The 24335-nt window shown below is 39.8% G+C and carries 24 protein-coding genes; 17 read left to right on the top strand and 7 right to left on the bottom strand.

The features are described 5' to 3' along the window. Positions 1-408: 408 nt before the first annotated feature. The 17 genes from rbfA to ACSQ7D_RS04275 all read left to right on the top strand — a co-directional run bounded on the left by rbfA (position 409) and on the right by ACSQ7D_RS04275 (position 12737). Complete coding sequence (gene rbfA / locus ACSQ7D_RS04355; RefSeq protein WP_002674172.1) at positions 409-801, top strand: 30S ribosome-binding factor RbfA; 393 nt, start codon at positions 409-411, stop codon at positions 799-801. A 41-nt stretch (positions 802-842) separates the two neighbouring features. After that, the gene (locus tag ACSQ7D_RS04350) at positions 843-1850 is read left to right on the top strand and encodes a virulence RhuM family protein (protein WP_437135497.1); all 1008 of its coding nucleotides are present in this window, start codon (positions 843-845) and stop codon (positions 1848-1850) included. Between the two features lies 1 nt (position 1851). Further along, complete coding sequence (locus tag ACSQ7D_RS04345) at positions 1852-2562, top strand: Fic family protein (RefSeq protein ID WP_437135496.1); 711 nt, start codon at positions 1852-1854, stop codon at positions 2560-2562. A 117-nt stretch (positions 2563-2679) separates the two neighbouring features. Further along, positions 2680-3834, top strand: coding sequence for an ABC transporter permease (locus ACSQ7D_RS04340; RefSeq protein WP_084667242.1), 1155 nt, complete (start codon positions 2680-2682; stop codon positions 3832-3834). Between the two features lie 71 nt (positions 3835-3905). Continuing rightward, positions 3906-4670: a type III pantothenate kinase gene (locus ACSQ7D_RS04335; protein WP_111972192.1), complete on the top strand. Its 765-nt coding sequence runs from the start codon at positions 3906-3908 to the stop codon at positions 4668-4670. A gap of 6 nt (positions 4671-4676) precedes the next feature. After that, on the top strand, positions 4677-5957 hold the full coding sequence (locus tag ACSQ7D_RS04330) for a hypothetical protein (protein ID WP_437135495.1): 1281 nt from the start codon (positions 4677-4679) through the stop codon (positions 5955-5957). A gap of 14 nt (positions 5958-5971) precedes the next feature. After that, positions 5972-7315: a hypothetical protein gene (locus ACSQ7D_RS04325; RefSeq protein WP_009417067.1), complete on the top strand. Its 1344-nt coding sequence runs from the start codon at positions 5972-5974 to the stop codon at positions 7313-7315. An 86-nt stretch (positions 7316-7401) separates the two neighbouring features. Then, entirely contained in the window at positions 7402-7638 is a 237-nt protein-coding gene (locus ACSQ7D_RS04320) for a hypothetical protein (RefSeq protein WP_002674180.1), read from the top strand. Then, positions 7625-7894, top strand: coding sequence for a type II toxin-antitoxin system RelE family toxin (locus ACSQ7D_RS04315; protein ID WP_002674181.1), 270 nt, complete (start codon positions 7625-7627; stop codon positions 7892-7894). Before ACSQ7D_RS04320 ends, ACSQ7D_RS04315 begins: the two co-directional genes overlap by 14 nt. Next, positions 7891-8466 carry an LPS export ABC transporter periplasmic protein LptC gene (gene lptC / locus ACSQ7D_RS04310; RefSeq protein WP_009409980.1) on the top strand — a complete coding sequence of 192 codons (576 nt, stop codon included), beginning with the start codon at positions 7891-7893 and terminating at the stop codon, positions 8464-8466. The genes ACSQ7D_RS04315 and lptC overlap by 4 nt, the downstream gene beginning before the upstream one ends. Positions 8467-8483: 17 nt before the next feature. Continuing rightward, positions 8484-8666, top strand: coding sequence for a hypothetical protein (locus tag ACSQ7D_RS04305; RefSeq protein WP_009409979.1), 183 nt, complete (start codon positions 8484-8486; stop codon positions 8664-8666). Beyond that, complete coding sequence (locus ACSQ7D_RS04300; protein ID WP_437135494.1) at positions 8666-8884, top strand: uroporphyrinogen decarboxylase; 219 nt, start codon at positions 8666-8668, stop codon at positions 8882-8884. Before ACSQ7D_RS04305 ends, ACSQ7D_RS04300 begins: the two co-directional genes overlap by 1 nt. Positions 8885-9002: 118 nt before the next feature. Next, entirely contained in the window at positions 9003-9638 is a 636-nt protein-coding gene (locus ACSQ7D_RS04295; protein ID WP_437135493.1) for a peroxiredoxin, read from the top strand. A 132-nt stretch (positions 9639-9770) separates the two neighbouring features. After that, positions 9771-10082: a thioredoxin family protein gene (locus ACSQ7D_RS04290; RefSeq protein ID WP_009419978.1), complete on the top strand. Its 312-nt coding sequence runs from the start codon at positions 9771-9773 to the stop codon at positions 10080-10082. Next, a complete protein-coding gene (locus ACSQ7D_RS04285) occupies positions 10063-10320 on the top strand; it encodes a DUF6952 family protein (RefSeq protein WP_009417095.1) in 258 nt (85 codons plus the stop codon). Before ACSQ7D_RS04290 ends, ACSQ7D_RS04285 begins: the two co-directional genes overlap by 20 nt. 279 nt (positions 10321-10599) lie before the next feature. Next, positions 10600-11016, top strand: coding sequence for a CBS domain-containing protein (locus tag ACSQ7D_RS04280; RefSeq protein WP_437135492.1), 417 nt, complete (start codon positions 10600-10602; stop codon positions 11014-11016). Between the two features lie 542 nt (positions 11017-11558). Further along, positions 11559-12737 (top strand): DUF4595 domain-containing protein, encoded by a 1179-nt coding sequence (locus ACSQ7D_RS04275; protein ID WP_437135491.1) that lies wholly within the window; start codon positions 11559-11561, stop codon positions 12735-12737. 216 nt (positions 12738-12953) lie between these two features. Here the strand turns inward: ACSQ7D_RS04275 and ACSQ7D_RS04270 are convergent, their stop codons facing one another. From ACSQ7D_RS04270 to ACSQ7D_RS04240, 7 genes are all read right to left on the bottom strand, one after another. Next, positions 12954-15245: a TonB-dependent receptor gene (locus ACSQ7D_RS04270; RefSeq protein ID WP_437135490.1), complete on the bottom strand. Its 2292-nt coding sequence runs from the start codon at positions 15243-15245 to the stop codon at positions 12954-12956. An 898-nt stretch (positions 15246-16143) separates the two neighbouring features. Then, positions 16144-18408: an NADP-dependent malic enzyme gene (locus tag ACSQ7D_RS04265; RefSeq protein ID WP_437135489.1), complete on the bottom strand. Its 2265-nt coding sequence runs from the start codon at positions 18406-18408 to the stop codon at positions 16144-16146. A 145-nt stretch (positions 18409-18553) separates the two neighbouring features. Next, positions 18554-19081: a hypothetical protein gene (locus ACSQ7D_RS04260; protein ID WP_437135488.1), complete on the bottom strand. Its 528-nt coding sequence runs from the start codon at positions 19079-19081 to the stop codon at positions 18554-18556. 255 nt (positions 19082-19336) lie between these two features. Continuing rightward, a complete protein-coding gene (locus tag ACSQ7D_RS04255; RefSeq protein WP_437135487.1) occupies positions 19337-20212 on the bottom strand; it encodes a hypothetical protein in 876 nt (291 codons plus the stop codon). Between the two features lie 70 nt (positions 20213-20282). Beyond that, a complete protein-coding gene (gene feoB, locus ACSQ7D_RS04250; RefSeq protein ID WP_437135486.1) occupies positions 20283-22445 on the bottom strand; it encodes a ferrous iron transport protein B in 2163 nt (720 codons plus the stop codon). A 132-nt stretch (positions 22446-22577) separates the two neighbouring features. After that, positions 22578-22826, bottom strand: coding sequence for a FeoA family protein (locus ACSQ7D_RS04245; protein ID WP_437135485.1), 249 nt, complete (start codon positions 22824-22826; stop codon positions 22578-22580). Positions 22827-23433: 607 nt separating this feature from the next. Continuing rightward, positions 23434-24335 (bottom strand): transposase (locus ACSQ7D_RS04240; protein ID WP_437135484.1); only part of this gene is annotated, 902 nt, incomplete at its 5' end.

Genomic DNA, 24335 nt, shown 5'->3' with positions numbered 1-24335 from the left:
TCCTCTCCTCTTCCGAATTTTTCCGTTTCCTTCCGAATGCTCCTAACCAGTCCAATTTGTCCGACAAGTCAGACCTGTCAAAAAACCATTTTTATCACTACCCTTTTGCTAATTCCCTCATTTCCAAATTCTCTAATTTTCCTCGCCTGTGCGGCTCGCACCTTTGCCAAAGTTGAATAAACTGACAATAGCTCCGCTGGTTCACAAGGCGTAGCCTTGATTTTGTTTAAAATTTGTTTAATTTCTGAGGCACAGCCTCATTCCTCTAACTCAACCTCACACCCCATTTACCAATTCTCTCATTTCCTCATTCTCTTATTTTCTAATTTCCTAATTTTTACCGCTCTTTTGGCATTTTTGGTATTATCAGTATTATTCCCTATCTTTGCACCATAAATAAACAAACTAATGGAAAACAACAGACAAAAGAAAATAGCAGGCATTATTCAAGAAGAATTAGCCAAAGTGTTGCAGCAATCCATACGCGATGCAGGGCAACAAAACCTACTCATCTCAGTAACCAAAGTAAATGTAACCGTCGATTTATCAGTAGCCAAGGTGTACCTCAGTGTTTTCCCAGAAGCAAAGGCAGCTGAGGTGCTCAAAGGTGTAACCTCCAATGCGCCCCTGATCAAGCACGAACTGTCGCAAATCACCAAACACCAATTCCGTCGTATGCCCGAGTTGTATTTTTATATCGACGATTCTTTGCAATACATTGAGGGCATCGAGCAATCCCTCAAAGAGGAAGAAAACCCCATCGAAAACCGAGACTTGCTCTACAAAAGAAAAATGACGTAAAAATATTAAAAATAAAAGTTTGCTAATTTAACCTGCAAAAAATGGAAAACCAAAAAGGAGAAATCTTATTCTATCAGCGAGAAGATGGTTCAGCCCAAATAGATGTAAGACTCGAAGAGGATACCGTATGGCTTACACAACAATTAATGGCTGAGCTTTTTAACACTTCCAAACAAAATATAAGTTTACACATTCAGAATATATTTGAAGAAGGAGAACTTATACCCGATTCAACTGTCAAGAATTTCTTGACAGTTCAAAAAGAAGGTACCCGAGATGTTAGAAGACAATTAGATTATTATAATCTTGATATGATTATCTCTGTTGGCTATCGGATAAAAAGTAGTATAGCAACTCGCTTTCGCCAATGGGCAACACAACGACTGAAAGAATACATCATAAAAGGTTTTACGATGGACGATGAGCGCCTCAAAGGCAATGGAGGAGGTGATTATTGGAAAGAACTACTCAATAGAATTCGCGATATTCGTTCAAGTGAAAAAGCTTTATACCGCCAAGTGTTAGATTTGTATGCTACCAGTAAAGATTACGACCCTAAAAGTGAAACAACCCTCACTTTTTTCAAAGTAGTACAAAACAAACTGCATTACGCCAGTAGCCTGCAAACCTCGGCTGAACTCATTTATAACAGAGCTGATAGTACCAAAGATTTTATGGGACTCACTACTTTTAAAGGGGCTTTACCTACTTTGAACGAAGCTAAAATCGCTAAAAACTATCTCACCGAAGAAGAATTATTCCGCCTAAATCGTCTTGTTTCAGCTTTTTTTGATTTGGCTGAACTTAAAGCACAAACACAAAACCCTATGTATATGCAAAATTGGGTAGATGAATTAGATAAATTTTCAGCCAATTATGGCAAAGGCGTATTAAAAGGAGCGGGATCTATTAGTCACGACGAAGCCGAGAAAAAAGCAACACGAGAATACCGTGCTTATGAAGCCCGAACCCTTTCACCTATTGAAGAATCATACTTAGAGAGTTTAAAAGTATTGGAGAAGAACACAGCTAAATTATTAAAGAAATAAAATGCTTTTAAAACGATTATTACAAGAGAAAGAAACAAAGCTAAAGGGCAGTATTTATCACCGCACTCAGATAGATTTTTGCTATAATTCCAATCATATAGAAGGTAGCCAGCTCACACACGAGCAAACGCGCTATATTTTCGAAACCAATACCATTGGCATTACCCAGCAAGCGGTAAAAATTGATGATATTCTCGAAGCTATTAATCATTTTAAGGCTTTTGATGCAATGTTGGAATGCGCTACTGAACCTCTTACCCAAGAGATGATTAAAACCTTTCACGGTATTCTCAAAGCAGATACTTCCGATAGCAATAAAGATTGGTTTGCGATAGGCGACTATAAGAAACTACCTAACGAAGTAGGAGGCAATGCCACCACTCTGCCTGAAAATGTAGAACAGGAAATGACCGCTTTGTTAGTCGATTACCACCAAAAACAAACCAAAACCTTTCGTGATTTGGTCGATTTTCATTGGCGTTTTGAAACCATTCACCCCTTTCAAGACGGCAACGGACGCATAGGGCGTTTGTTGCTCTTTAAAGAATGTTTAGCTAACAACATAGTTCCTTTTATTATTACCGAACAACTCCGTTGGTTCTACTATCGCGGGCTACAAAATTGGCAACAAACAGAAGGCTTTTTGCTCGACACTTGCTTAACAGCACAAGATGAGTACAAGGCAGTAATGGCGTATTTTAGAATTTGCTAATTCCCAAATTTTGCCATTTTGCTAATTACTCCATATCTTTGCACTTTTCATTAACCACTAACCATTAATCACTAATCATTAACAATGACTTCAATTTTCTACATAGCAAGGCGTTATATGTTCGCCAAAAGTTCGCAGAACGTTATCAACATCATCAATAGGGTTACGGCTTTTGTGGTGGTGTTGGGTGGCGCTGCCCTCTTTATTGTGCTCGCCGGCTTCGCAGGTCTCAAAAACTTTACGCTTTCCTTCTCCTCTACTTTCGACCCCGACCTAAAAGTGTTTCCTAAAACAGGCAAATACCTATCACTCACCAATCAAGATACGCTCAAATTAAGCCAACTCTCATCGGTAGCTCACTTTACCAAAGTGTTAGAAGAACAGGTGTTTCTCACTCACAACCAAAAAAACCACATCGCCTATATCAAGGGAGTAGATGCTGAGTACCCCAAAGTAAACGATGTCGATAGTATCCTCGTGCTGGGCAATTGGGAGCTCTCACCTCCCAGTGTGATAGTGGGCGCTACTATTTTCAATAATCTCGGTTTAAATCTCCTCGATGGTTCTTCCCCTCTTCAAATAGTAGTTCCCAAGGCAGGCAAAGGCAGTATCCTAAACGACCCAATGCCCTACCGTCAAGCCTTTTCAGTAGTACAAGGCATCTACCAACTCACCGAAGAATTAGATAAGAAATACGTATTTTCATCATTAGACGAAGCCCAATTCTTATTGGGGCTAAGTAAGGGTCAGGTCTCAGCGATAGAAGTGAAATTAGCTCCAAATGCTGATGAAAAGCAAGTCGTCGAACAGCTCTCACAACTCTTTCAAGAGCCCGTAGTAGTGAAAAACCGCGCACAGCTAAACGATGCGCTTTACCGTATGCTCAATACCGAAAATATAGCGGTGTATCTGATTTTCATCTTGGTGCTCATCATTGCGCTTTTCAACCTCGTAGGTGCTATCATTATGATGATACTCGACAAGAAAGACGACCTGCAAACGCTCTATGCGCTCGGTATGAACGAAAAACAAATGCGACAGATATTCTTCTGGCAAGGCACGATGGCATCGGTAATCGGCGCTCTGATAGGCATTGCCTTAGGCGTTGCGGTAGTCCTCTTACAACAACATTTCGAGTTTGTAATGATAAGCCCTACCTTAGCCTACCCTGTCGCTATTACTCCTTTAAATGTACTCATTGTATTGGCTACCATTGTAGTTTTGGGCGTTTTAGCCTCATTAGTAGCTTCCTCACGAGTACGAGTAAAATAAAAGGAAACAGGAGACCTTCTTTTTTTGGCGCAATTATTGCAGGATAATCACGCACCCACTGATTTTTGAAAATGAATTTAATAATAGACGAAGGTAATACGTCCATAAAAGTAGCGCTGTTCAAAAAAGGAATACAAACATTCTTTCTTTCCTTTGCCAAAGAGGGTTTTCAAGAATCTTTTTTAAGCAAAGTACCTTTAAACGAGGTAACTCATTGCATCATCGCTTCGGTGGTAACTGGGGTTAAAGAGCGTTTCTCTTTCTTAGAACAACTCCTGCCAGATGTGTTATACCTCACTGCTGAAACCCCTGTGCCTTTCGTCAATAAGTATGCAACCCCTCACTCGTTAGGTATCGACCGTTTGGCTCTGGTAGCAGGTGCGGTGACACGTTTTCCCAACCGCAACGTACTCATTATCGACGCGGGTACCTGCATTACTTTTGATATAGTTACCGATAGAAAAGAGTACCTCGGGGGAGCTATCGCCCCAGGGATAGCAATGCGCCTAAAAGCGATGCACCATTTCACTTCCAAACTGCCATTAGTATCCGAACAGTTTTTTGATACTGAACAGTTTATAGGAAATACTACCGAAAGCTGTATGCTCTCAGGTGTCTATCACAATGTGGTGTGCGAAATCGAGGGAGTGATTAAAAAATACGAAGCAAAATTCCCTTCGCTTATCACTATTTTAACAGGGGGTAATCAAAATTATTTGCAAGAAAGAATAAAAAATCAGATATTTGCAGGCTCATACGTGTTGCTCGAGGGGCTGAATGCCATCTTAGAATATCAAACAAAAGAAGGAGAGGCACACGTTACTAATATTGGATAAATATTTATGAACAAGAAACTAATCACACTTATTAGTGCTTTATTTACAACCGTTTACGTGAGTTTTGCGCAACAAACTACTGAGTCGCCTTACTCTTTTTACGGAGTCGGTGAACGCAATTTTAACGGTATAGCCGAGGAAAGTGCTATGGGCGGAATTGGTGTCTATGCCGATTCTACTCGTATCAATATGCAGAATCCTGCCTCACTTTCGCACTTAAAATTCACCGCTTTTTCAGCCGGATTTACAATGCAAAGCAAAAATATTGTTACAAATGAAACAAAAATAGGTACTAAATCCTCTGCCTTCGATTATTTTACACTCGGGTTCCCTATTCTCGAAAACTTTGGGGTATCGTTTGGGTTGGTGCCTTACTCATCGGTAGGTTATAAACTGAAGCACACCACAAGTGAAAGAGTAAATCAGTTTGAAGGAAAAGGAAATGTGAATCAGTTTTTTCTTTCCTCTGGGGTAAAGATATTCGGCGGATTCAGTTTAGGAGCTTCTTTCCGTTATAACTTTGGAACCATTGATATGACGGACCTCTTGCAACAAAAAGATGTACAATTCTATACCCAAGAGTTTAGCAAATCACGCCTAAAAGGAGGAGCTTTTAACTTAGGTTTGTATTACGAAGAGACTTTGAAACACCGCTTGCGTTTGTATACCTCATTGGTATATACACCACAAAGCAAACTGTCTTCTGAAAACCAACGCAATATCTCTACCTTAGGCTATGTAACAGGAAATAACAGGCGTTCCGCACCACAATTGGCAATACGCGAAACACGTGCTTTAGATTTAGAAGCCTTAGGGCTCAAAAATACCTCACTCACCTTACCCACTCAAATAGAGTTTGGATTAGGTTTAGGAGAACACCAAAAATGGTTTACAGGGATTGAGTATACCTATGCTAATACAAAAGCTTTTTCAAATCCGTTCCTTACTACCACCAATGTCAGTTATACCGACGGATACAAAATAGCCTTAGGAGGTTTTTGGATTCCTAACTACAATTCCTATTCAAGTTACTGGAAAAGAGTAACCTACCGTATAGGTTTGCGCTATGAAAATACAGGAATTGTGCTCAATAATCAAAACATAAACGACTTTGGCACGTCTTTTGGACTTAGTTTACCCGTAAAAGGATTTTCAAATCTTACCCTTGTGGGAGAATATGGCATAAGAGGTACTACCTCAGCCAATTTAGTAAAGGAAAATTATTTCAACTTAAAAATAGGTTTCACTTTAAACGATAAGTGGTTCCAACGAACAAAATATCAATAAAAAACAAACAAAGAATGAGAAGAAGAATTTTATTAGCCACAGTAGTTGCAAGTTTCTTTTATGCTGCCTATGCACAAGCACAAGATTGCAAAAACAACGAAGAATTAAAGCAAAAACTCTCTATATTTAGTGAGTATGCCAAAGCCAAAAATTACAAAGAGGCTTATCCTGTATGGAAGGAAGTATATACCCAATGCCCTTCTTTACACTATGCTACCTTTGCCTATGGCGAACGCATCTTGCAAGACAAAATGAATACAACCACAGGTGCTGAAAAGACTCAAAATGCCAAAGAATTGTTACAACTCTATACCGATTATAACAAAACTTTCCCTACACGTCTTTCAGCTACTGAAATGCGTATTCGTCAAGCCCTTTTGATGTTCGATGAAAAAATAGGAACAGATAAAGAGATTTACGACCTTTTGCACAAAGCCTTTACCGAAGATAAAGCTAACTTTAAAAACGAAAAGGCTCTGTACTTGTACTTCTCTGAATTAGTTTCTTTACACGAAAAAGGACAAAAAGAATTGCAAGAAGTATTCGATGCTTATGACAACGTATCCGATAAAATTCAAGACGAAAAGAATGAGCTTTCTGAAACTATCAACAAGTATTTAGCTCAAGAAGAAGCAGGTACTCTTAGCGAAAAAGACAAAAGGCTCTTGGACGGTTGTCGTAAACGTGTAGATAACTACGAAACTATTGCAGAGAGCGTAGATGCTAAACTCGGTCAGCTTGCTGATTGTAAAAACCTTATTCCTCTTTACACCAAGAACTTTGAGGCAAATAAGAACAATGAAGAATGGTTACGCCGTGCAGCAGGTAAAATGTCAGATAAAGATTGTACCAAAGACCCTCTATTCGTGAAAATCGTAACCTCATTGCACAACGTAAAACCGTCAGCAAACTCAGCTTACTATTTAGGGGTAATGAATGACAAAGCAGGAAACTCTTCTAGAGCCATTCAGTACTACAATGAGTCAGTGAACTTAGAGACAGACAACTTTAAGAAATCAAAATTGCTCATTCGTATCGCCTCTAAACACAGCAAAGCACAAGCGGTTGCCTATGCTCAAAAAGCACTTTCTTACAACCCTTCAAACTCCGACGCTTATCGTATTATGGCACACGCCTACGCAAGCTCAGCTAATGAATGTGGTAGTACTCCTTTTGAAAAAAGAGCCGTTTATTGGTTAGCTGCTAAAACTGCTCGTAAAGGAGGTTTGGAAAGTTTAGCTGCTCGTTACGATGCTTTAGCTCCTTCAAAAGTAGATGTATTTGAATCTGGTTTAGCAGGTAAAAACATTACTTTTAAATGCTGGATAGGACAATCTATCACAGTGCCACGTTTGTAAGTAATATAGTGATAAAAAATATAGCATTATCCGTAGAAATGATATAAAATCTCTCTATGGATAATGCTAAAAAATATCCTTAACTTATGCATACTATCAATTTACAAAATCTACAAACACCACAGTTTTTAACTGATAATAATGGTAAATCTATAGCTTTAATTCCCGCCGAAGAGTATAAAGAATTATTAGCTATAGCCGAAATGTATGAAGATTTAGAAGATATCCAAGCCTTTAAAGATGCTGAGGGAGAGGAAACAGAACCCTTAGATGTTTTTTTAAAAAGAGTAGAGGAAAACAGAAAAAAAAATGGAATCTACTAAAAAATACACTGTAGTAGTTGTCAAAAAGATAAGTAAATTTATCGAATCCCTTTCAGAGCCTCATTATTCTGCTATTGTAAGAGCTTTGGTTTCGCTTGAAGAAAATCCAAGACCTTTTGGTTATAAGAAACTAACAAACGATGATAAGTACAGGATACGAGTGGGAGACTATAGGATTCTTTATAAAATTTTTGAAGAGGTTGTAACAGTTGAAATTGTTAAGGTAAGCCATAGAAAAGAAGCCTATAAAAGATGAGAAGAATTACTCTTGAAAAAATAATAAGAAGTATTGCCTTACTATTATGTATGGCAATGCTTTTTTCGTGTAATAACGATATGCGTAATCTTCAACAGCTGAGTATTCAAAAGAAATTCCCGCAAGGAGAAGCCTTTGATTTTAAACTCGTATACACCGATTCTACTAAGGTGGTTGCTGTTGTTACCAGTAAATTAAATAAAGATTTTACCAATCAGCGTATGCCGTACTCTGAATTCCCCGAAGGGGTGAAAGTAGAGTTTTACGATCAAGCACGACATAAAAATATCGTAGAAGCTAACTACGGTATTATCTACCCCAGCTCCGATATGGTAGAACTGCGCGACAATGTAGTACTCACTACTTATGACGGTAAGAAACTAAAAACATCTCAGCTCTTTTGGGACCAAAAAGAAGATTGGATTTTTACCGATAGAGAATTTAGTTTTACCGATGAAACTAAAGGTACTGTCACTAATGGTATAGGTATGGATTTCGACAAGAAATTTTCTACTGTAAAAGCGCATAAAACTACAGGTATCTTAGCTATTGAAGATAACGAAGAAGAATAATAACAATATAAAATAATATGAACGCACGTATATTTTTTGAATATGCCTATTTGGCAATCGCTCTTTACTGTGCCTATGAGGTTTATAACTTGTGGGGCACTGCTGACCGTACTCAGTGGTATTTGTACATCGCCTTTGCTTTGGGAGCCTTGGCAATGTTTTGGTTCAGACGTCAAACCCGACTTAAACGCAAAAAATAATGATTGATATTATTGGTTATGCTGCTTCACTATTTGTAGTGCTCAGTTTTTTGATTAAAGATAATCTTGTGTATATACGCCTTACTAATTTGGTGGGGTGTGCTTTCTTTGTTGTTTACGGTTACTTAATTAATAGTATTCCGGTGATACTGCCTAACAGCTTTTTAATAATAGTACAAATAGTATATATTTGGCGAGAATTGCGCAAGAAGAAATAAAAGAACTTCCTTGCATAATTATTATTTATCTTCATATAAAATCTTTCAATAAAAAACCGTTTCTTCCTATACAAAAACACCCTACTTTTGCACCCGTAAAACAAAACACAATATTTATATGTCATTTGTAGGAAAACAATTCCCCAATATCGAAGTGAATGCTATGAGCGACCTTGGGGATACATTCAAAATAAACGTGCTTTCAGAAGCAGTGAACAACAAAAAGAAAGTTCTTCTTTTCTGGTATCCTAAAGATTTTACCTTTGTATGCCCTACTGAGCTTCACGCTTTCCAAGAAGCTTTGGCTGAGTTTGAGAAACGCAATGTGAAAGTAATAGGTGCTTCTTGCGATACTCCCGAAGTACACTTTGCTTGGCTCAATACTTCTAAAAACGATGGAGGCATAGAAGGCGTAACTTACCCTATCCTTGCTGATTGCAACCGCAACCTCGCTCGTATTTTAGGTATTCTCGACTCTCGTGAAATTTACGATGAAACAGCTGATGCTTACCTTCTTGAAGGTGATGATGTAACTTTCCGTGCTACTTATCTTATCGATGAAACGGGAAAAGTATTTCACGAAAGCATTAACGATATGCCATTAGGGCGCAATGTAAAAGAATATTTGCGTTTGGTAGATGCTTATACTCACGTACAACAACACGGTGAAGTATGCCCTGCTAACTGGGAAGAAGGTAAAGAGGCTATGCACGCCGACCGCAAAGGAGTAGCCAGCTACCTAGCTTCTCACTAAAAAGTAAACAACACTCTTATAGATAACTTGATCATTGTAAGGAACTCATTCTCCCCCTCTTCTCTTTATGAGAGGGGGGATGAGAATGAGAAAATCACACACTAAAAAACTCATCACTATTTTATTTTTATAATGACAGAACTTACCCAAGATAACTTGCAAGAAATAATAGCCTCTAACCCTCTTGTATTCGTACAATACGGCGCAGGATGGTGTGGTAATTGCAAGATAATGAAACCAAAGTTTAAAAAGTATGCCAGCGAAACTCCTAATGCTACTTTTATTTATGTAGATGCAGAAGCTTTCGCAGAGTCACGCAAATTAGCCAAAGTAGATAATTTGCCTACCTTCGCTGCTTTTAAAAACGGTACTTTGGTGAACCAAATACAAACGAATAAAGCCGAACTCTTAAAGCAATTTATAGATGAGATTACCGGTAATTAAACACATCGTTCAATTTATTGAGACAAACGACCAAGATTACGTGAATGAGACGATAGAAACGCTCGAAAATCTCATTGAATGTGAGCAACTCAAAGATGAGGAGCTGGACGTAATAGGCGAATTGCTCTCCAACTTCTACGGAGCTATCGAGGTAGACAATATGATTAAACAAGGTACTCCACAGAAAGACGCCCTTAACAGCTTTATGAAGCGTGTAGTAGGGTCTATTGACAAGTAAAATTATTATTATTTCTTTCACTAACTAGAAACGAAAGAGCCGTTCAGAGATGTCTGAACGGCTTTTTCTATTTTATATGCTTCGAAGGTAAGGGGCGAAGAAAGATTAGACTGACGCAACATCAGTTTGAGTTAAGGTAGCCTGTGAAAGCTCGGAAGTTGAGGTATGTTAGAACGTTAAATATTTGTTAAACACTTTGCTTTATATCTCTTTTATAACTACCTTTGTAGGGTATTTTGATTACAAAACGGAATTATTCATTTTAAAAACGTATATATTATGAAACAAAGAGTACCTGTATCACAAATTATGAGTAAGAAGTTAGTAACTCTTACTCCTACTCAATCGCTTTATGAAGCTGAGCGGCTGTTTAAGAAGCATAATATTCGCCATATTCCTGTGGTAGAAGGAGATAAGCTTATAGGTATCGTAAGCTATTCTGACCTTTTGCGCATTAGTTTTGCTGATATGACTGATGGCGAAGAGGAAGTTACTTCGGTGGTGTATGATATGTATACTATTCCACAGATTATGGCTAAAACACCTCTTACGGTGAGCGCTGATACCTCGATTAAAGAAGTAGCTGAAATACTCGCCGACCAAAGTTTTCACTCTATACCGGTGGTGGATAACGGCAGGTTAGTGGGATTGGTTACAACCACTGACCTTATTAAATATCTTTTGGAACAATACTAAGTGCGAGCCATACAGGCGGTGTGAGCCACACAGGCGGGAAAAATTAGTAAATTAGAAAATGAGAGAATTAGAAAATGGGGTACGAGCTACAAGCTCGCACCAGCGGAGGGTGTACCCCTAAAAGTGACACATCTGAGGAAGCTGAATGAAACGGAGAAATTCAAAAGGTAGCTGAGAGGAATTTTGGTGAAAAAAGGGTGTAAGAAGGGTGGGGTTAGCTTATAGGAAGCTTATAGGAAGCTTATACGAATCTTGGACGATTGGTATAGAAAAGGTATGTAAGTGGTTGATTCATACCATAATACAACAAGGTTAAAAATGTTAAAAACGAGGTTTCGAGACGAAAGAAAGAGGAAGAGGCACTAGGTCTTAGGCCATAGGCACTAGGGGGAAACATCCCCCTCTCACATACTCCGCTCTCGCGGACTTCCTCGCTACTTTCAGCTGTTCTCATTTCTAACAACTAACTACTAATGAATAAAATTTGCTGATTAACAATTTATTATTACTTTTGCATCTAAATTCATAAAATATTACATTCAATGAAAAAAATTTTATTCAGTATCGCAGCAATGGCAATGCTCGTAGGCTGTGGCAGTAAAGACGATGATACCCCTAATGGCGGTGATGGCAAAGGTGGTAATGGGACTACTACCCCTACTACGCAAAGCGACTACTTACCTACTAAAAAAGTAAGTACTATTTCTTGTAACTTCATTATAGTGGAAGATTACAAAGGTGGTGGTATGGGTCCTGCTCCTTCTCTTGAAAGTTCGTTAGAGCCTACTCTCAATGGTCAAAAATTTGTAGTAAAGACTTTGAACTTTTCTTATGAATACGATGAAAAAGGAAGAATTAAAAAGATTACTACAAAGGAAGAGGGCAAAACTGATGATGTGAAAACATTTACTTATGGGGCTAACTCTGTGAAAATAACTTTTCCAAATAAAGATACAGGGGGTGTAGAAAATTTTGAAGTAGGACTCAATGCCGCTGGTAATATGTTAGGTTTAGGGACTTACGACAATAACCAACGATTGACAAAAGGTTCTAGGGGTGATTTTGAGTGGACAAATGACAATTTGACTAAGATTAGTGAAAAGGTAAATTGGGGCGGCAAAATTACTACTTTTGAAAGTCAGCTTTCTTATAACAACAACTTGAACAAAAATAAGTTTTTGTTGTACAACTTTGAAGGGGATATCGTGGGTAGTTATATGCAGTATTTTGACTTTCGAATAGGTTGGATACAAGGTGTGGCTCCTAAGAACTTGTTACAACAAAGGGTTTTAACAGAAGATGGCACGGCTTTAAATTATACTTATAACTATACTTATACTTTTGATACTGATGGTTTTGTAAAGACTATCAACGAAACCCGAAATGCAAGAGCTGGTAGAAATACAGGTCTTGGTTATTTTACTGATGCTGATTATTTAACGAAATTGAACACACTTATTACTAACATTCAAAATGGTACTGAGAAGAGCAAAAAGTACCAATTGGTAAGTGATAAAAGTGATGAAAAAGTGTTTGATATTATTATCCCTATAAAAGTGGAAAAAGATAAGAATGGTAAAACTATCGACTTAACAGTGAATAAAGTAGCTCGCCACACTTTCAAACTTAAAACTAAAAATGGAACACAAGTAATAGATAATATTAATATTGATATTAGTTATAACAGTGATATGACTACTACTTATCAGTTGAATTACTAATATTTGTAACAAAGTTTCCAATACACAAAATAAAAAAAGCGACTCAAAAAAGAGTCGCTTTTTTGTATCTTAGAAGAGTGTTTGCAAAATGCCCCTACAAAAACGATATAAATATAACTATTCATCAGTTTATTTAACTTTGCCAAAGTGTGAAACTTTGGCAAAGGTCGTAGCACGACACGCTTTTAGAAAATTTGGTAAGGTTGATAACGAATACTAAATCTTTACTTTCAAACCTACAAACACGGTGCGAGGTAGCGAAGGACCATAAATGTAATCGGCGTCGCGTTCAGCACCTTTGTCGAAATCTTTTTGATACTGGTTGAAGAGGTTTTTGATACCGCAACTCACTTCTAAGGGGAAGAAACTTTGGAATTTAAACTCATAAGCGGTGTTCACGCCTACGTCCCACATTGCAGGAGTGGTCTCCAAGCGCGTATCAGGAATATAGCCTTTTAAGTGAGTGGTTTTCATACTACCTGTATATACAGTTACAAAGTTGATATCCCAATTAGGGCGTGGTTTATAGGTAGCCATAAGGTTGCCATACACATTAGGTGTGCGGAGAATTTCATCGGTATAGACATTTTCCTCTGGGTTTTGCACACTATTGTATTTAGAACTTTGGATAGTGGTGGCGAGTTGTACCATAAATTTGGGATTGGGGCTGTACTTCACTTCTATATTTACTCCCTTCACTACGGCACCATCGGAATTGCGTTTCTCACGGATAGGCAATCCGTTTTCTAAACCTGCATCTTCATAAGTAAAACGATCGTGCAAAGCTGTATAAAACCCTTCAATCATCGCTACAAATTGGTGGTTGTCGTGAGCGTGGTTATACTCAAAAGAAGCGGTAAAGCTATCGGAGGTCTCTTTTTTAAGATCATCGGCGAGTTTTACGCGTCGTGCTTCACCTCCTTGCAATTCGCTGTGTACATCTTCTGAATAGAAGAAAGGCGCTCTAAATCCTCTTGAATACGAACCCCGAGCAATGAAATTCTCATCGATATTGTAGAGCACGCTCGCACGAGGGTTGAGCGCTGTAACGCTTTTCTTCATTATATCGGAATTTACATTGTCGAATCGGACACCCCCGAGCACTTTGATTTTGGGAGAGATACGCCAATCGGCTTGAGTGAAGAGACCAAATGTATTCGCTTTTTGGTTTACGGCAAGCACATTAGGATTCTGACGCTTTTCGGCTATCTTGTCGTATTGATATTCGGCGCCCGACGTCCATTGCAAATTGCCGTTGCCCGTAGGCACATAAGCCGTATGCTGTCCGCCGAGTAACCATATGTTTTCTTTAGTAACCCCATAGTTGCCAGAAGAGGCTACTATATCTGTGCCGTCGAAGCTGCCGTAATAGTTATCGGCGCGAGTGCGTTCGGCACTAGTATAGGCGGTAAACTTATGGTTATAAGCAGGCGAAAAGTAATCGAAACTTGCATTCCCTCCAAGCATTTGCGTGCGAATGCTCTCGGCAAGGTCGGCAAGGTGTTCGGGTTCGTCGAGTTTATTACCTCCACGACGGTTTTCGTTGCTCACGTTCAGTTCGGCAGTGAGTTTATGACGGTCGGTGAAATCGTTAAAGAGTTTTGCCCCCGCATTGAGATTGCGCAAACGAGTGATTTCGGTAAAGTCATCGCCATTATCGTCGTAAGACTGACGTGTGCGTTGCATAGCGTGGAAAGAGATACCGCGCATATAGTTTTCACTCACGAGTGAACCATTGAAAGAGCTTACCACATCGGCTGATTTACCGCCTATGAGGTTACCCACAATACCTGCTTGTGCCTCGTTTTTAGTAGGATTTTTAGTAATCACATTGATCGTACCGGCAATGGCATTAGAGCCAAAGAGGGCAGAACCACCTCCGCGAATTACCTCTATGCGCTCAATCATATTGGCAGGGATTTGGTCTAAGCCATACACACCATTAAGCGAGCCAAAGATAGGACGGCTATCGATGAGAATTTGGGAATAAGCACCCTCCAAACCGTTGATGCGCACTTGGGAAGTACCACAGTTCTGGCAGTTTACTTCGGTGCGCAAACCCGGTTGGAATACCAGACCTTCCATCAAGGTATGGGCTTTGACGTTTGCCAGTTCGCGATTGGTAGTAACACTCACCAGTACAGGTGCGTCCTTACGGTTTTCTTTGGTTTTGGTAGCTGTTACGACCACTTCTTCCATTCCGACCACATCTTCTTTGAGAGAGACATCTTGAGAGAGGGTCTCTTCTCCTGTGATAACCACTTTATCGTTATAAGGAATATACCCCAACGAACGCACTTTTAGCCTATATTCGCCAGCAGGTAAGGAAAGAGAATACTGACCATTGCGGTCGGAGGTTGTCCATTTTTTGAAGGTTTTACCTTCGAGTTGGACAGTTACGGCTTCTAAGGGCTGCCCCTCTGCCGTGATAGTACCTTTGATAGTACCTTCCTGAGAGAAACTCAAAATACTAAAAGCTAAAGAGATAGCTAATAAAAAAGTTTTCATATATTACTAATATCATTATTTTAGGGCAAAGGTAGTATATTTTTAGATACTACGAAAATAAATTAAAAATTATTTTTACATAAATCTAAAAATAATTAAGGAGAGAACATTAGAGGATGAAAATCAACAGTAGTTGTTTACGTTTTGCGAAATACACCTTGTGTGTGGTTACATCTATGTTAGCCGATTATAAACATTCCTCTCTATTCACATACTCAGCTACGCCAGCTCGCTGACTTCCTTCAAAGGGGGAAGTAGCGATGCTTATCATACACGAAGAACATAACTTTTAATAAAACAATATACTATTTTTCTTCAACTCTTAATTGGCTTCGTACATATCGAACTGAGTTATAGTTGATAATTTTGCGCAATTGCTCTGTGAGACCTCTGACGGACTTTAAATAAACTTTAAACGGAACTACAGTGGGTTTTCAGTGGGTCTACAGTGGGTCTACAGTGGCTCTACAGTGGCTCTACAGTGGCTCTACAATAAATTACAATTGAAGATTAATTGAGTTTATGAAGAAAATAGGGGGCTTTGCTACTATACTTTGGAGTAACGTAGGTTTGATGTAAGAGAAGTGTGACTTACGCTACAGAAATCTTACAAATCTTTACAAATCGGACAAATAGATAGCAAACTTTCTGGAAACCTCGCACGGATTGCACGGATTAGACGAATTTAGCAGAGATGACTTTTTTGTAAAACATTACCGTTTCACGGATTACTCAGCTAAAGCTGAGTAATTTCACGGAACAGTAACGAGAAGCAATTGTAAATAGATGCTGTATAAAAAAGGCTGTTCAATAATATTGAACAGCCTTTTTTATAATATGAAAACAACATTTTTTTATTGTTTATATAACTTCGCAGTAATTGTTTGTGCGACTCGTACTATTTTTGTTGAGCGTCAATTACTGCAAGGGTAGCGAGATTTACCATTTCGTCGACAGTAGAACCGATAGTGGTAATGTGAATGGGTTTAGAAAGACCTAAAATCACAGGGCCTATGGTGTCTAAGTGTTGGGTTTCCTTGAGGAGCTTGTAACTGATATTTGCCGCTTCGAGATTAGGGAAGATGAGTACATTAGCCCCTTTGCCCTTGTTGAGCTTAGAGAACGGATAGGTCTTAGCAATCTTCTCAGGATTGAGAGCAAAATCGGCTTGAATTTCACCATCGACTACTAAATCGGGGTGGTGCTTGTGGAGGTAAGCTACAGCCTGACGCACTTTGAGGCTACTTTCGGATACTGCCGAACCAAAGTTAGAATACGACAACATCGCTACCGAAGGTTTTAAGCCGAAGAACTTCACGGCACGAGCCGTAAGCAAGGCGATGTTAGCCAACTCTTCGGCAGTAGGGTCGATATTGATAGTAGCATCTGAAAGGAATAAAGGACCCTGTTTGGTGAGCATAATGCTGGTGGCTGCGATACGCTCTACGCCTTCGTCTTTTTTGATGATTTCGAGTGCCGGACGAATCGCATTAGGATAAGCGTGAGAGTAACCGGTAATCATTGCATCGGCTTGACCGGTTTCTACGAGCATCGTACCAAAGTAATTGCGCTCGCGCATTAGGCGTTCGGCTACTTCGTAAGTGATACCACGGCGTTCGCGCAGTTTCCAATAATGCTTTACAAACTTCTCACGACGTGTTTTTTCGGCATCACTTTTAGGGTCGATTACATCTACACGACCGGTGAAACCTATTTCGTATTTGAGCGCTTTTATCACTTCTTTATTACCCAAAAGCACAGGAATACCGATACCATCTTCATAAATGCGTTGAGCAGCTTTAAGCACTTCTAATTGGTCGGCTTCAGCAAATACTACGCGTTTAGGATTTCGTTTGGCACGGTCTTGCAATAGGCGTATTTCTTTGCTTCCTACACCAATTCTGTCCATTAGTTCGCCTTTATAGGCTTCCCAGTTGGTAATAGGCTTTTGTGCTACACCTGATTCCATAGCGGCTTTGGCAATAGCGGGCGGTACTTCGTATATCAAGCGAGGGTCGAACGGCTTAGGAATAATATAGTTGCGACCAAAGGTGAGATTTTCACCTCCGTATACCAAACTTACTTGCTGAGGTACAGTTTTCTTGGCAAGATCGGCGATAGCACGTACCGCAGCGAGTTTCATTTCTTCGTTGATTTTAGTAGCGCGAACGTCCAACGCTCCGCGGAAGATATAAGGGAACCCGAGCACGTTGTTCACTTGGTTAGGGAAGTCGGAACGACCTGTAGCCATAATGATATCTTTGCGGGTTTTCACCGCCAAATCGTAATCGATTTCAGGAATAGGGTTTGCCATTGCAAATACAATAGCGTCCTTATTCATAGAGAGCAACATCTCGGGGGTGAGGACATCTCCCTTAGAAAGACCGATAAATACATCGGAACCTTTTACCGCTTCTTCGAGAGTGCGAAGGTTGCGGTCGGTAGCAAATTCAGCTTTTTGTTCGGTGAGGTTAGGCGCGTCTTTACGAATCACACCCTTACTGTCGCACATTACGATGTTCTTAGGGTTGGCACCCAAAGCCACATACAAGCGCGTACAAGAGATAGCGGCGGCTCCTGCTCCATTTACTACTATCTGCGCTTTGGCAATGTCCTTACCTACTATTTCTAAGGCATTGACAAGGGCTGCTGCCGAGATGATAGCTGTACCGTGCTGGTCGTCGTGCATTACAGGGATATCCAATTCCTCTTTTAGGCGACGTTCAATCTCGAAAGCCTCAGGCGCTTTGATATCTTCGAGGTTGATACCCCCAAAGGTAGGAGCAATAGCTTTTACGGTTTCTACGAACTTATCGACATCGGTAGCATCTACTTCGATGTCGAACACATCGATACCTGCAAATATTTTGAAGAGCAAACCCTTTCCTTCCATTACAGGTTTAGAGGCTTCAGCACCTATATCGCCTAAACCGAGCACGGCAGTACCGTTGGAAATTACGGCTACGAGGTTGCTCTTGGCAGTATACTTATAGGCGTTGCTTTTATCTTCGGCAATTGCCAAGCAAGGTTCGGCTACTCCAGGAGAGTAAGCCAACGCGAGGTCGTGTTGTGTAGAATGTTTTTTGGTAGGCACAATAGCGATTTTACCAGGTTGTGGAAACTCGTGATAATGTAGTGCCTCTTCTTTTTTTCTCTGATCCATTTGATTTAGGTAAGAGGTAAGAGGTAAGAGGTAACGGCATTTGTTACCTAATTACGTGTTACCTATTATTTGTTTAGGGGGCAAAGGTAATAAATAATTACGAATGACGAATGAGTAATAGTGAGAAAGTTATTTAATTTAGATTTTATATGGTGATTTTAGTAATTTCCTTTGCTTCAATGGTAACGCTATCGCCTAATTGTAAGGCTTTTTTATACCAATATTTTTTAGAGTTGCCTTCACTATCCATACACTCGGTAGCTACAAAATCTACAAATATTTCACACTTGTCTTTATCATTTAGCAACGTAGCAATAAAATGAATACTTCCTTTCTTTATATGAGCGGAAAGCACCTCTTCTCGAACTATCACTTCAAGACCTATGTTTAAAGGAACTTTGACAAAGTTTTCTCTATTAGCTCTATTTTGAAGAGAAGTCGCAATTTCATTACTAGTAAGTTCTATAACTTTTACAGTAATGGTATTGTTTATAGGTAATTCCTCATCTAACCAAACTGTATGGCTGTCAGTCTCTTTATCGTATCCTCCAAAATTAATAGCTAAATAATTTCGGTCATCTAAAGCTAACCGTTCTATAATAACAGAGATAACTCCATCTTGAATTCCTCCTACAAGAGATTTTTTATTAATGATAACTTCAAATCCTATCATTGGCAATTCTAATTTCCTTGTACAATACAATTCTATGGTTTATTATTCATTATTTAGGGCATACATAACCAATACCTAACCAGACATTACTGTCTTTAACATCTATTTCCACAAAAGAGAGGAAAAGGAAGGGTGGGTTAGTTAACTTCCTTTAATCATTTTGTTGTCTGTGATTTCATTGAGCTTTTCAAGGTCTTGCACATATTGAGTCACATCAACTTCCCTTACCGCAAAACTATTTGGTTGGTATTCTGTTTATTTCTTCATCATCTTTGCTGAAAATATAAAAATAAGCAGTACAATCACTCCCATTACCCACCAAAGGAGTTGCTGATGAGATTTTTCGGCAGGAATGGAAGATGCTTTTACAGAAGTGCTTTCTGTTTTGGGTTGTTTGAGGACTTCGCCATATTGCAATTCGGTGAGTTGTTTGGGGATATCGGTTATGAAGTGCTCTATATCATATTCGGGGGTGTAATCATCTTCTTTGCCATAAGCTAAATAATAGGTGCGATTAGGGTCTAAAAAACGAGCTGCTAAGGTATAACGTATTGCATACACTACGACTTCGCTAATAGGAAGAGGCTCGTTATCTCCGTTTTCTATTATTATTTGTCCGTATTTCACAAGAATATCATCAAAGGAGAAGGTATTATTGGTTTTAGAACTAAGTGGTGCTTCTCTTAAATCGTAAGAACAATAACTATCACAACGTTTTTGCGCATACGATTCGGTAACAGAAGTAGCGAGATTTAGCTTCCTGTAATAATCATAAGAGGCTTGAGGGACAACGCGTATCTTACAGATGCGAAGAGCCTGAGGCAGACTGAAGTTTATGTAACTGCATTTGGTTTCTTTACTGTTTATTACTGAGAAATTGACCTTGTGTTTTACGATGTTATTAGTGTCGATTACTGTATAAGGGACTTCGATGGTATCAGTAGCTGATACGCCATAAATACGGAGGTCTGTGCCATAACTTTGGAATTGTGCAAAGATGTGGTCGGGTAAAATAAGTTTATGCCAAGTGTTCCCCTTTACACCTTTCAGTTCTTGCTTATAGGTGTAAGAAGAGAGTTGTGCATAAGTTGTAGTGGTTAGAAGTATAAAGAGCAAAAGAAAACGTTTCATATCATTGCTTATTAAAATATCTGTGCAAAGATAGCCTGTTTTTACTAAAAAAGCAAATGTTTTTAGGTTATTACCACAGTTTTGCCACCAAAAAACACACTACTATGCCATATAGTACAGGCAAGAGTGTAGCAATGAGCGTCCATTTCTTGCTATGGGTTTCTTTGTATATCGTGTAGATAGTAGTACTACAAGGATTATGTAACAAGCTGAAGAGCATTAGGTTTACGGCGGTGAGGAGCGTCCAACCTCCAGCGTGTAGCAAGGTACCTACTTGAGAGGTTGAGGCTTCCATCAGTACGCCTGCCCCCTCGCCTACTGCTGTTTGCCCTAAGACCATAGTGGTGAGCATCAGCACGGTGGGAATGACGATTTCGTTGGCTGGAATGGCAACGATATAGGCAAGCAGGATTACGCCGTTTAAGCCTATAAACACGCCTATGGGGTCTAACCCTTGAATGAGCCAGAGAGCAATGGGCTGGTGAGCTATTTGGAGATTGCATATTAGCCATATTACTGCTCCCGCAGGCGCAGCAAATACAACAGCGCGCCAGAGTACGATAAGGGTTCTATCGATAAGCGATGTGTAGAGCGTTTGAAAGAAACGCGGTGGACGATAAGGAGGCAACTCCAATACAAAGAACGACGATTCGCCTTTGAGAAGTGTCTTGCTCAATAACCACGAGGTGAAGAATGAAAAGACAATCCCCAACACGGCTATGCCTATGACAGCAAGCATTGCTACTGTATCGCTCCACTGCTTGGGCACCAAAGCCCCGATGAACAATGTAGCGATGAGTATTTGAGTAGGCCAACGACCGTTGCAGAGCGAAAAGTTATTGGTGATAATGGCAATGAGTTTTTCACGCGGACTGTTGATAATACGCGTTGCTACCACTCCTGCGGCATTACAACCAAAGCCCATACTCATTGTGAGGGCTTGCTTGCCGTGAGCGCCCGCTGTGCGAAAGAGCTTATCGAGATTAAAAGCCACACGAGGCAGGTAGCCAAAGTCTTCGAGGAGGGTAAACAGCGGAAAGAATATAGCCATTGGGGGCAACATCACTGAAATGACCCATACCGTAGCCAAGTACACTCCATCGATAAGGAAACCGCTGAGCCACCAAGGGAAATGCAGGACATTCGCTCCATTTTTCAAGAGCGGATAGAGCCACCCTACAAATAAATCGGAGAGCCATTGCGAAGGGTAATTAGCCCCGATAATGGTAATCCACAGCACACCTGCCAAGAGCAGAAACATAATAGGGAAACCCCAAATTTTATGTGTTACGACTTTATCTATCGCGCGGTCGATGCGGAAAGAGCGCGCAGTAAAATCGGTACTGACAGAGGCATTGGTAAGGGCAGTAGCTTGGGCGTAGATTGCTTCTACCAAATCGTTGCGGTACGTATCGCCTAAGAGATGGTGGTATTCTTGGGCAATACGCAAGATACGCGCCTGCCTTTCGGGGTTATTTTCAGCAGAAAAAGCTCCTTCTTCTATACCTTTTTGTACGCTCTCATCACCTTCGATGAGTCGCATTGAGAGCCAACGAGTATTTGGTAAATCGGGATTTAGTTCAGAAAGTGCCTTCTGTAACTCAGCAATAGCTTCGGCATTTTGCTTAGGAAGGTCGATAAAGGTTTGTTTTTTCGTTTGGAATTTACCCCTTACCACTTCTTCGATAGCAAAGAGCAAATCGGCGATACCTTCTTTGGTACGTGCAGATGTTGCCACTACGGGAATGCCCAAATCGCGTGAAAGGGTACGCGTATCGATATTGATGTGATGCCGGCGCGCCTCGTCCATCAGGTTGAGACAAAGCACTGCTTTATCGGTGATTTCGAGTATTTGGAGTGCCAAGCTGAGGTTGCGTTCTAAACGACTTGCATCTACTACGATAACTGTTACATCGGGTTTGCCAAAGAGAATAAAGTCGCGTGCTACTTCTTCGTCTTCGGAAGTAGAAAGCAGAGAGTAGGTGCCAGGTAGGTCGATGATGCGGTATCGTTCCTTATGGAATGAGAAACTGCCTTCGGCACGTGTTACGGTTTTACCAGGCCAGTTGCCGGTGTGTTGGCGCAAGCCGGTAAGAGCGTTGAAGACGGTGCTTTTGCCGGTATTAGGATTCCCTGCGAGGGCAATGGTATAGTTATAAGTGCCCGCCTCTTCGCCTAAGGGTTTTAGGGAAGCGGAGGGGTTGAGGGCACAAATATCGCAAGTGTTTTTCATAGTTGTATAACAAGCCGAACGCTTGTTTGATTTGTTTATATTTATTTTTTCTTATTTACAAGGATTATCAACTTTGCCAAAGGTGCGAGCCACACAGGCAAAAACTTTGGTAAAGTGTAGCACACCTGACACTTAACCCCTATCCCCTACCACCTGAATCAGCACACAGAGGGCATCGGTTTTGCGGAGGGCGATTTGGGTGTTGTGAATGCTATACGCAACGGGGTCGGATAGGGGACTGATGTTTTCTATCTTGATTTTTGACCCGCGTACGAAACCTAAGTCGAGCAAGCGTTGCCGTACTTCTTGTCGGCATTCAGGGATAAATCCGGTAATGACAGCAGTTTGTCCTATTTTCAGTGAGGCTAAGGTAATGGTCATATAAGCGTTTGTATTATCAAAATATATTTTTAGACAAGCAAAATTACAAACTTTTATTGAATTGACAAAATTATTTTAGGTTTTTAGGTTTGAGGCCTTAGGACATAGGCCTTAGGGCATAGGCCATAGGCACTAGGAAAGGCGACGCAAAAGCGATGAGCGGAAAATGAGAAAATGAGGAAATGAGGGAATGAGAGAATGAGGGAATGAGAGAATGAGGGAATGAGAGAATGAGAGAATGAGGAAATGGGGTGTGAGGTTGTGTTAAGGGAATGAGGCTGTGCCTCAGAAATTAAACAAAATTTAAACAAAATCAAGGCTACGCCTTGTAGACCAGTGGAGGTTTTGTCAGTTTATTCAACTTTGGCAAAGGTGCGAGCCGTACAAGAGAGGGAAATTAGAAAATTTGGAAAATGAGGAAATTAGCAAATGAGAAAATGAGAGAATTGGTAAATGGGGTGTGAGGTTGTGTTAAGAGAATGAGGCTGTGCCTCAGAAATCAAACAAAATTTAAACAAAATCAAGGCTGCACCTTGTAAAGTAGCGGGGGTATTGTCAGTTTATTCAACTTTGGCAAAGTTTAAAACTAAGGTTGTAAGGAACATTTTTAACTATCTGAATAAGAATACATTTTTGAAGGATCTCCTCCGCAATGGATTACAATTTCTTTAATTATTTCATCTTGTAAACCATAACAAAATCGCCTTTTAGGGATTTTATAGCCTTTCAATCCTTCTTCTTTTATGTATGTCAATAGTAATATTGATGCTATTAATATTACATACATCATCACTTGTATGCCATTGAGATTTCTTGAAAAGAAATGTTTAAAGTTAAGCTCTTGCTTTATAAAACGAAAATACTGCTCTATCTTCCAACGATTCCTATAAATTCCGGCTATTTGCTCATCACTAAAATCATCGGTTAAGTTACTTAAAAACAGTATCTTCTCTTCTTTAATTTCTCCTCTCTTCTCATCCTTCTTTAGCAGTCTACCCTCTATCAAACGAAAGGTATTTTTTGTCTTCTTTTGACTTTTAGTGAAAAGATGTACTTTCTGACTGCTAATTAAGCGCAGATGCTCATCTTGCTCAGCTAATTTCTTTACTTGACTCCCTTCTGCTAAAATATACTTTGAGTCTTTGTAAATTCGGGTGACAAAATATTGAGTCTGCTCATCTGAAAGCTCATCCATTACCTTTCTGTCTTTCATTCCTCTGTCGAACACTGCTATATCTTTCTTATCAGCAGTATGTTCCTTGAGAATATCACCAAGTGCTAAATCTTCACTTATCATTTCTTGCTGGTGATGAATTTTACACTTGAATGGTAAGTTTGAAAATCCAATGGTGAATTTTAAGCTTAGCTTTCCTTGCTCATCTTTTTTATTCTTCTGTCCATTTTGCATTCCTAAATGGAGTAGTTTGGATGAGATACTCACTATTGTAGAATCATAACTACTTATTTTAGAAGTAATTCCTTCTTCTAAAAAAGGTGCATACTTCTTTA

It is taken from the genome of Capnocytophaga sp. G1920, from assembly GCF_051417515.1.
This window is presented reverse-complemented; position numbering and strand designations above follow the sequence as displayed.

Excerpts from the sequence above, each read along its gene's own strand:
- ACSQ7D_RS04290 (WP_009419978.1), top strand. The coding sequence starts at position 9,771 with ATGACAGAACTTACCCAAGATAACTTGCAAGAAATAATAGCCTCTAAC.
- ACSQ7D_RS04295 (WP_437135493.1), top strand. The coding sequence starts at position 9,003 with ATGTCATTTGTAGGAAAACAATTCCCCAATATCGAAGTGAATGCTATG.
- ACSQ7D_RS04260 (WP_437135488.1), bottom strand. The coding sequence starts at position 19,081 with ATGATAGGATTTGAAGTTATCATTAATAAAAAATCTCTTGTAGGAGGA.
- feoB (WP_437135486.1), bottom strand. The coding sequence starts at position 22,445 with ATGAAAAACACTTGCGATATTTGTGCCCTCAACCCCTCCGCTTCCCTA.
- ACSQ7D_RS04345 (WP_437135496.1), top strand. The coding sequence starts at position 1,852 with ATGCTTTTAAAACGATTATTACAAGAGAAAGAAACAAAGCTAAAGGGC.
- lptC (WP_009409980.1), top strand. The coding sequence starts at position 7,891 with ATGAGAAGAATTACTCTTGAAAAAATAATAAGAAGTATTGCCTTACTA.
- ACSQ7D_RS04245 (WP_437135485.1), bottom strand. The coding sequence starts at position 22,826 with ATGACCATTACCTTAGCCTCACTGAAAATAGGACAAACTGCTGTCATT.
- ACSQ7D_RS04350 (WP_437135497.1), top strand. The coding sequence starts at position 843 with ATGGAAAACCAAAAAGGAGAAATCTTATTCTATCAGCGAGAAGATGGT.
- ACSQ7D_RS04280 (WP_437135492.1), top strand. The coding sequence starts at position 10,600 with ATGAAACAAAGAGTACCTGTATCACAAATTATGAGTAAGAAGTTAGTA.
- rbfA (WP_002674172.1), top strand. The coding sequence starts at position 409 with ATGGAAAACAACAGACAAAAGAAAATAGCAGGCATTATTCAAGAAGAA.
- ACSQ7D_RS04335 (WP_111972192.1), top strand. The coding sequence starts at position 3,906 with ATGAATTTAATAATAGACGAAGGTAATACGTCCATAAAAGTAGCGCTG.
- ACSQ7D_RS04255 (WP_437135487.1), bottom strand. The coding sequence starts at position 20,212 with ATGAAACGTTTTCTTTTGCTCTTTATACTTCTAACCACTACAACTTAT.
- ACSQ7D_RS04300 (WP_437135494.1), top strand. The coding sequence starts at position 8,666 with ATGATTGATATTATTGGTTATGCTGCTTCACTATTTGTAGTGCTCAGT.
- ACSQ7D_RS04285 (WP_009417095.1), top strand. The coding sequence starts at position 10,063 with ATGAGATTACCGGTAATTAAACACATCGTTCAATTTATTGAGACAAAC.
- ACSQ7D_RS04270 (WP_437135490.1), bottom strand. The coding sequence starts at position 15,245 with ATGAAAACTTTTTTATTAGCTATCTCTTTAGCTTTTAGTATTTTGAGT.
- ACSQ7D_RS04325 (WP_009417067.1), top strand. The coding sequence starts at position 5,972 with ATGAGAAGAAGAATTTTATTAGCCACAGTAGTTGCAAGTTTCTTTTAT.
- ACSQ7D_RS04305 (WP_009409979.1), top strand. The coding sequence starts at position 8,484 with ATGAACGCACGTATATTTTTTGAATATGCCTATTTGGCAATCGCTCTT.
- ACSQ7D_RS04340 (WP_084667242.1), top strand. The coding sequence starts at position 2,680 with ATGTTCGCCAAAAGTTCGCAGAACGTTATCAACATCATCAATAGGGTT.
- ACSQ7D_RS04265 (WP_437135489.1), bottom strand. The coding sequence starts at position 18,408 with ATGGATCAGAGAAAAAAAGAAGAGGCACTACATTATCACGAGTTTCCA.
- ACSQ7D_RS04275 (WP_437135491.1), top strand. The coding sequence starts at position 11,559 with ATGAAAAAAATTTTATTCAGTATCGCAGCAATGGCAATGCTCGTAGGC.
- ACSQ7D_RS04330 (WP_437135495.1), top strand. The coding sequence starts at position 4,677 with ATGAACAAGAAACTAATCACACTTATTAGTGCTTTATTTACAACCGTT.
- ACSQ7D_RS04315 (WP_002674181.1), top strand. The coding sequence starts at position 7,625 with ATGGAATCTACTAAAAAATACACTGTAGTAGTTGTCAAAAAGATAAGT.
- ACSQ7D_RS04320 (WP_002674180.1), top strand. The coding sequence starts at position 7,402 with ATGCATACTATCAATTTACAAAATCTACAAACACCACAGTTTTTAACT.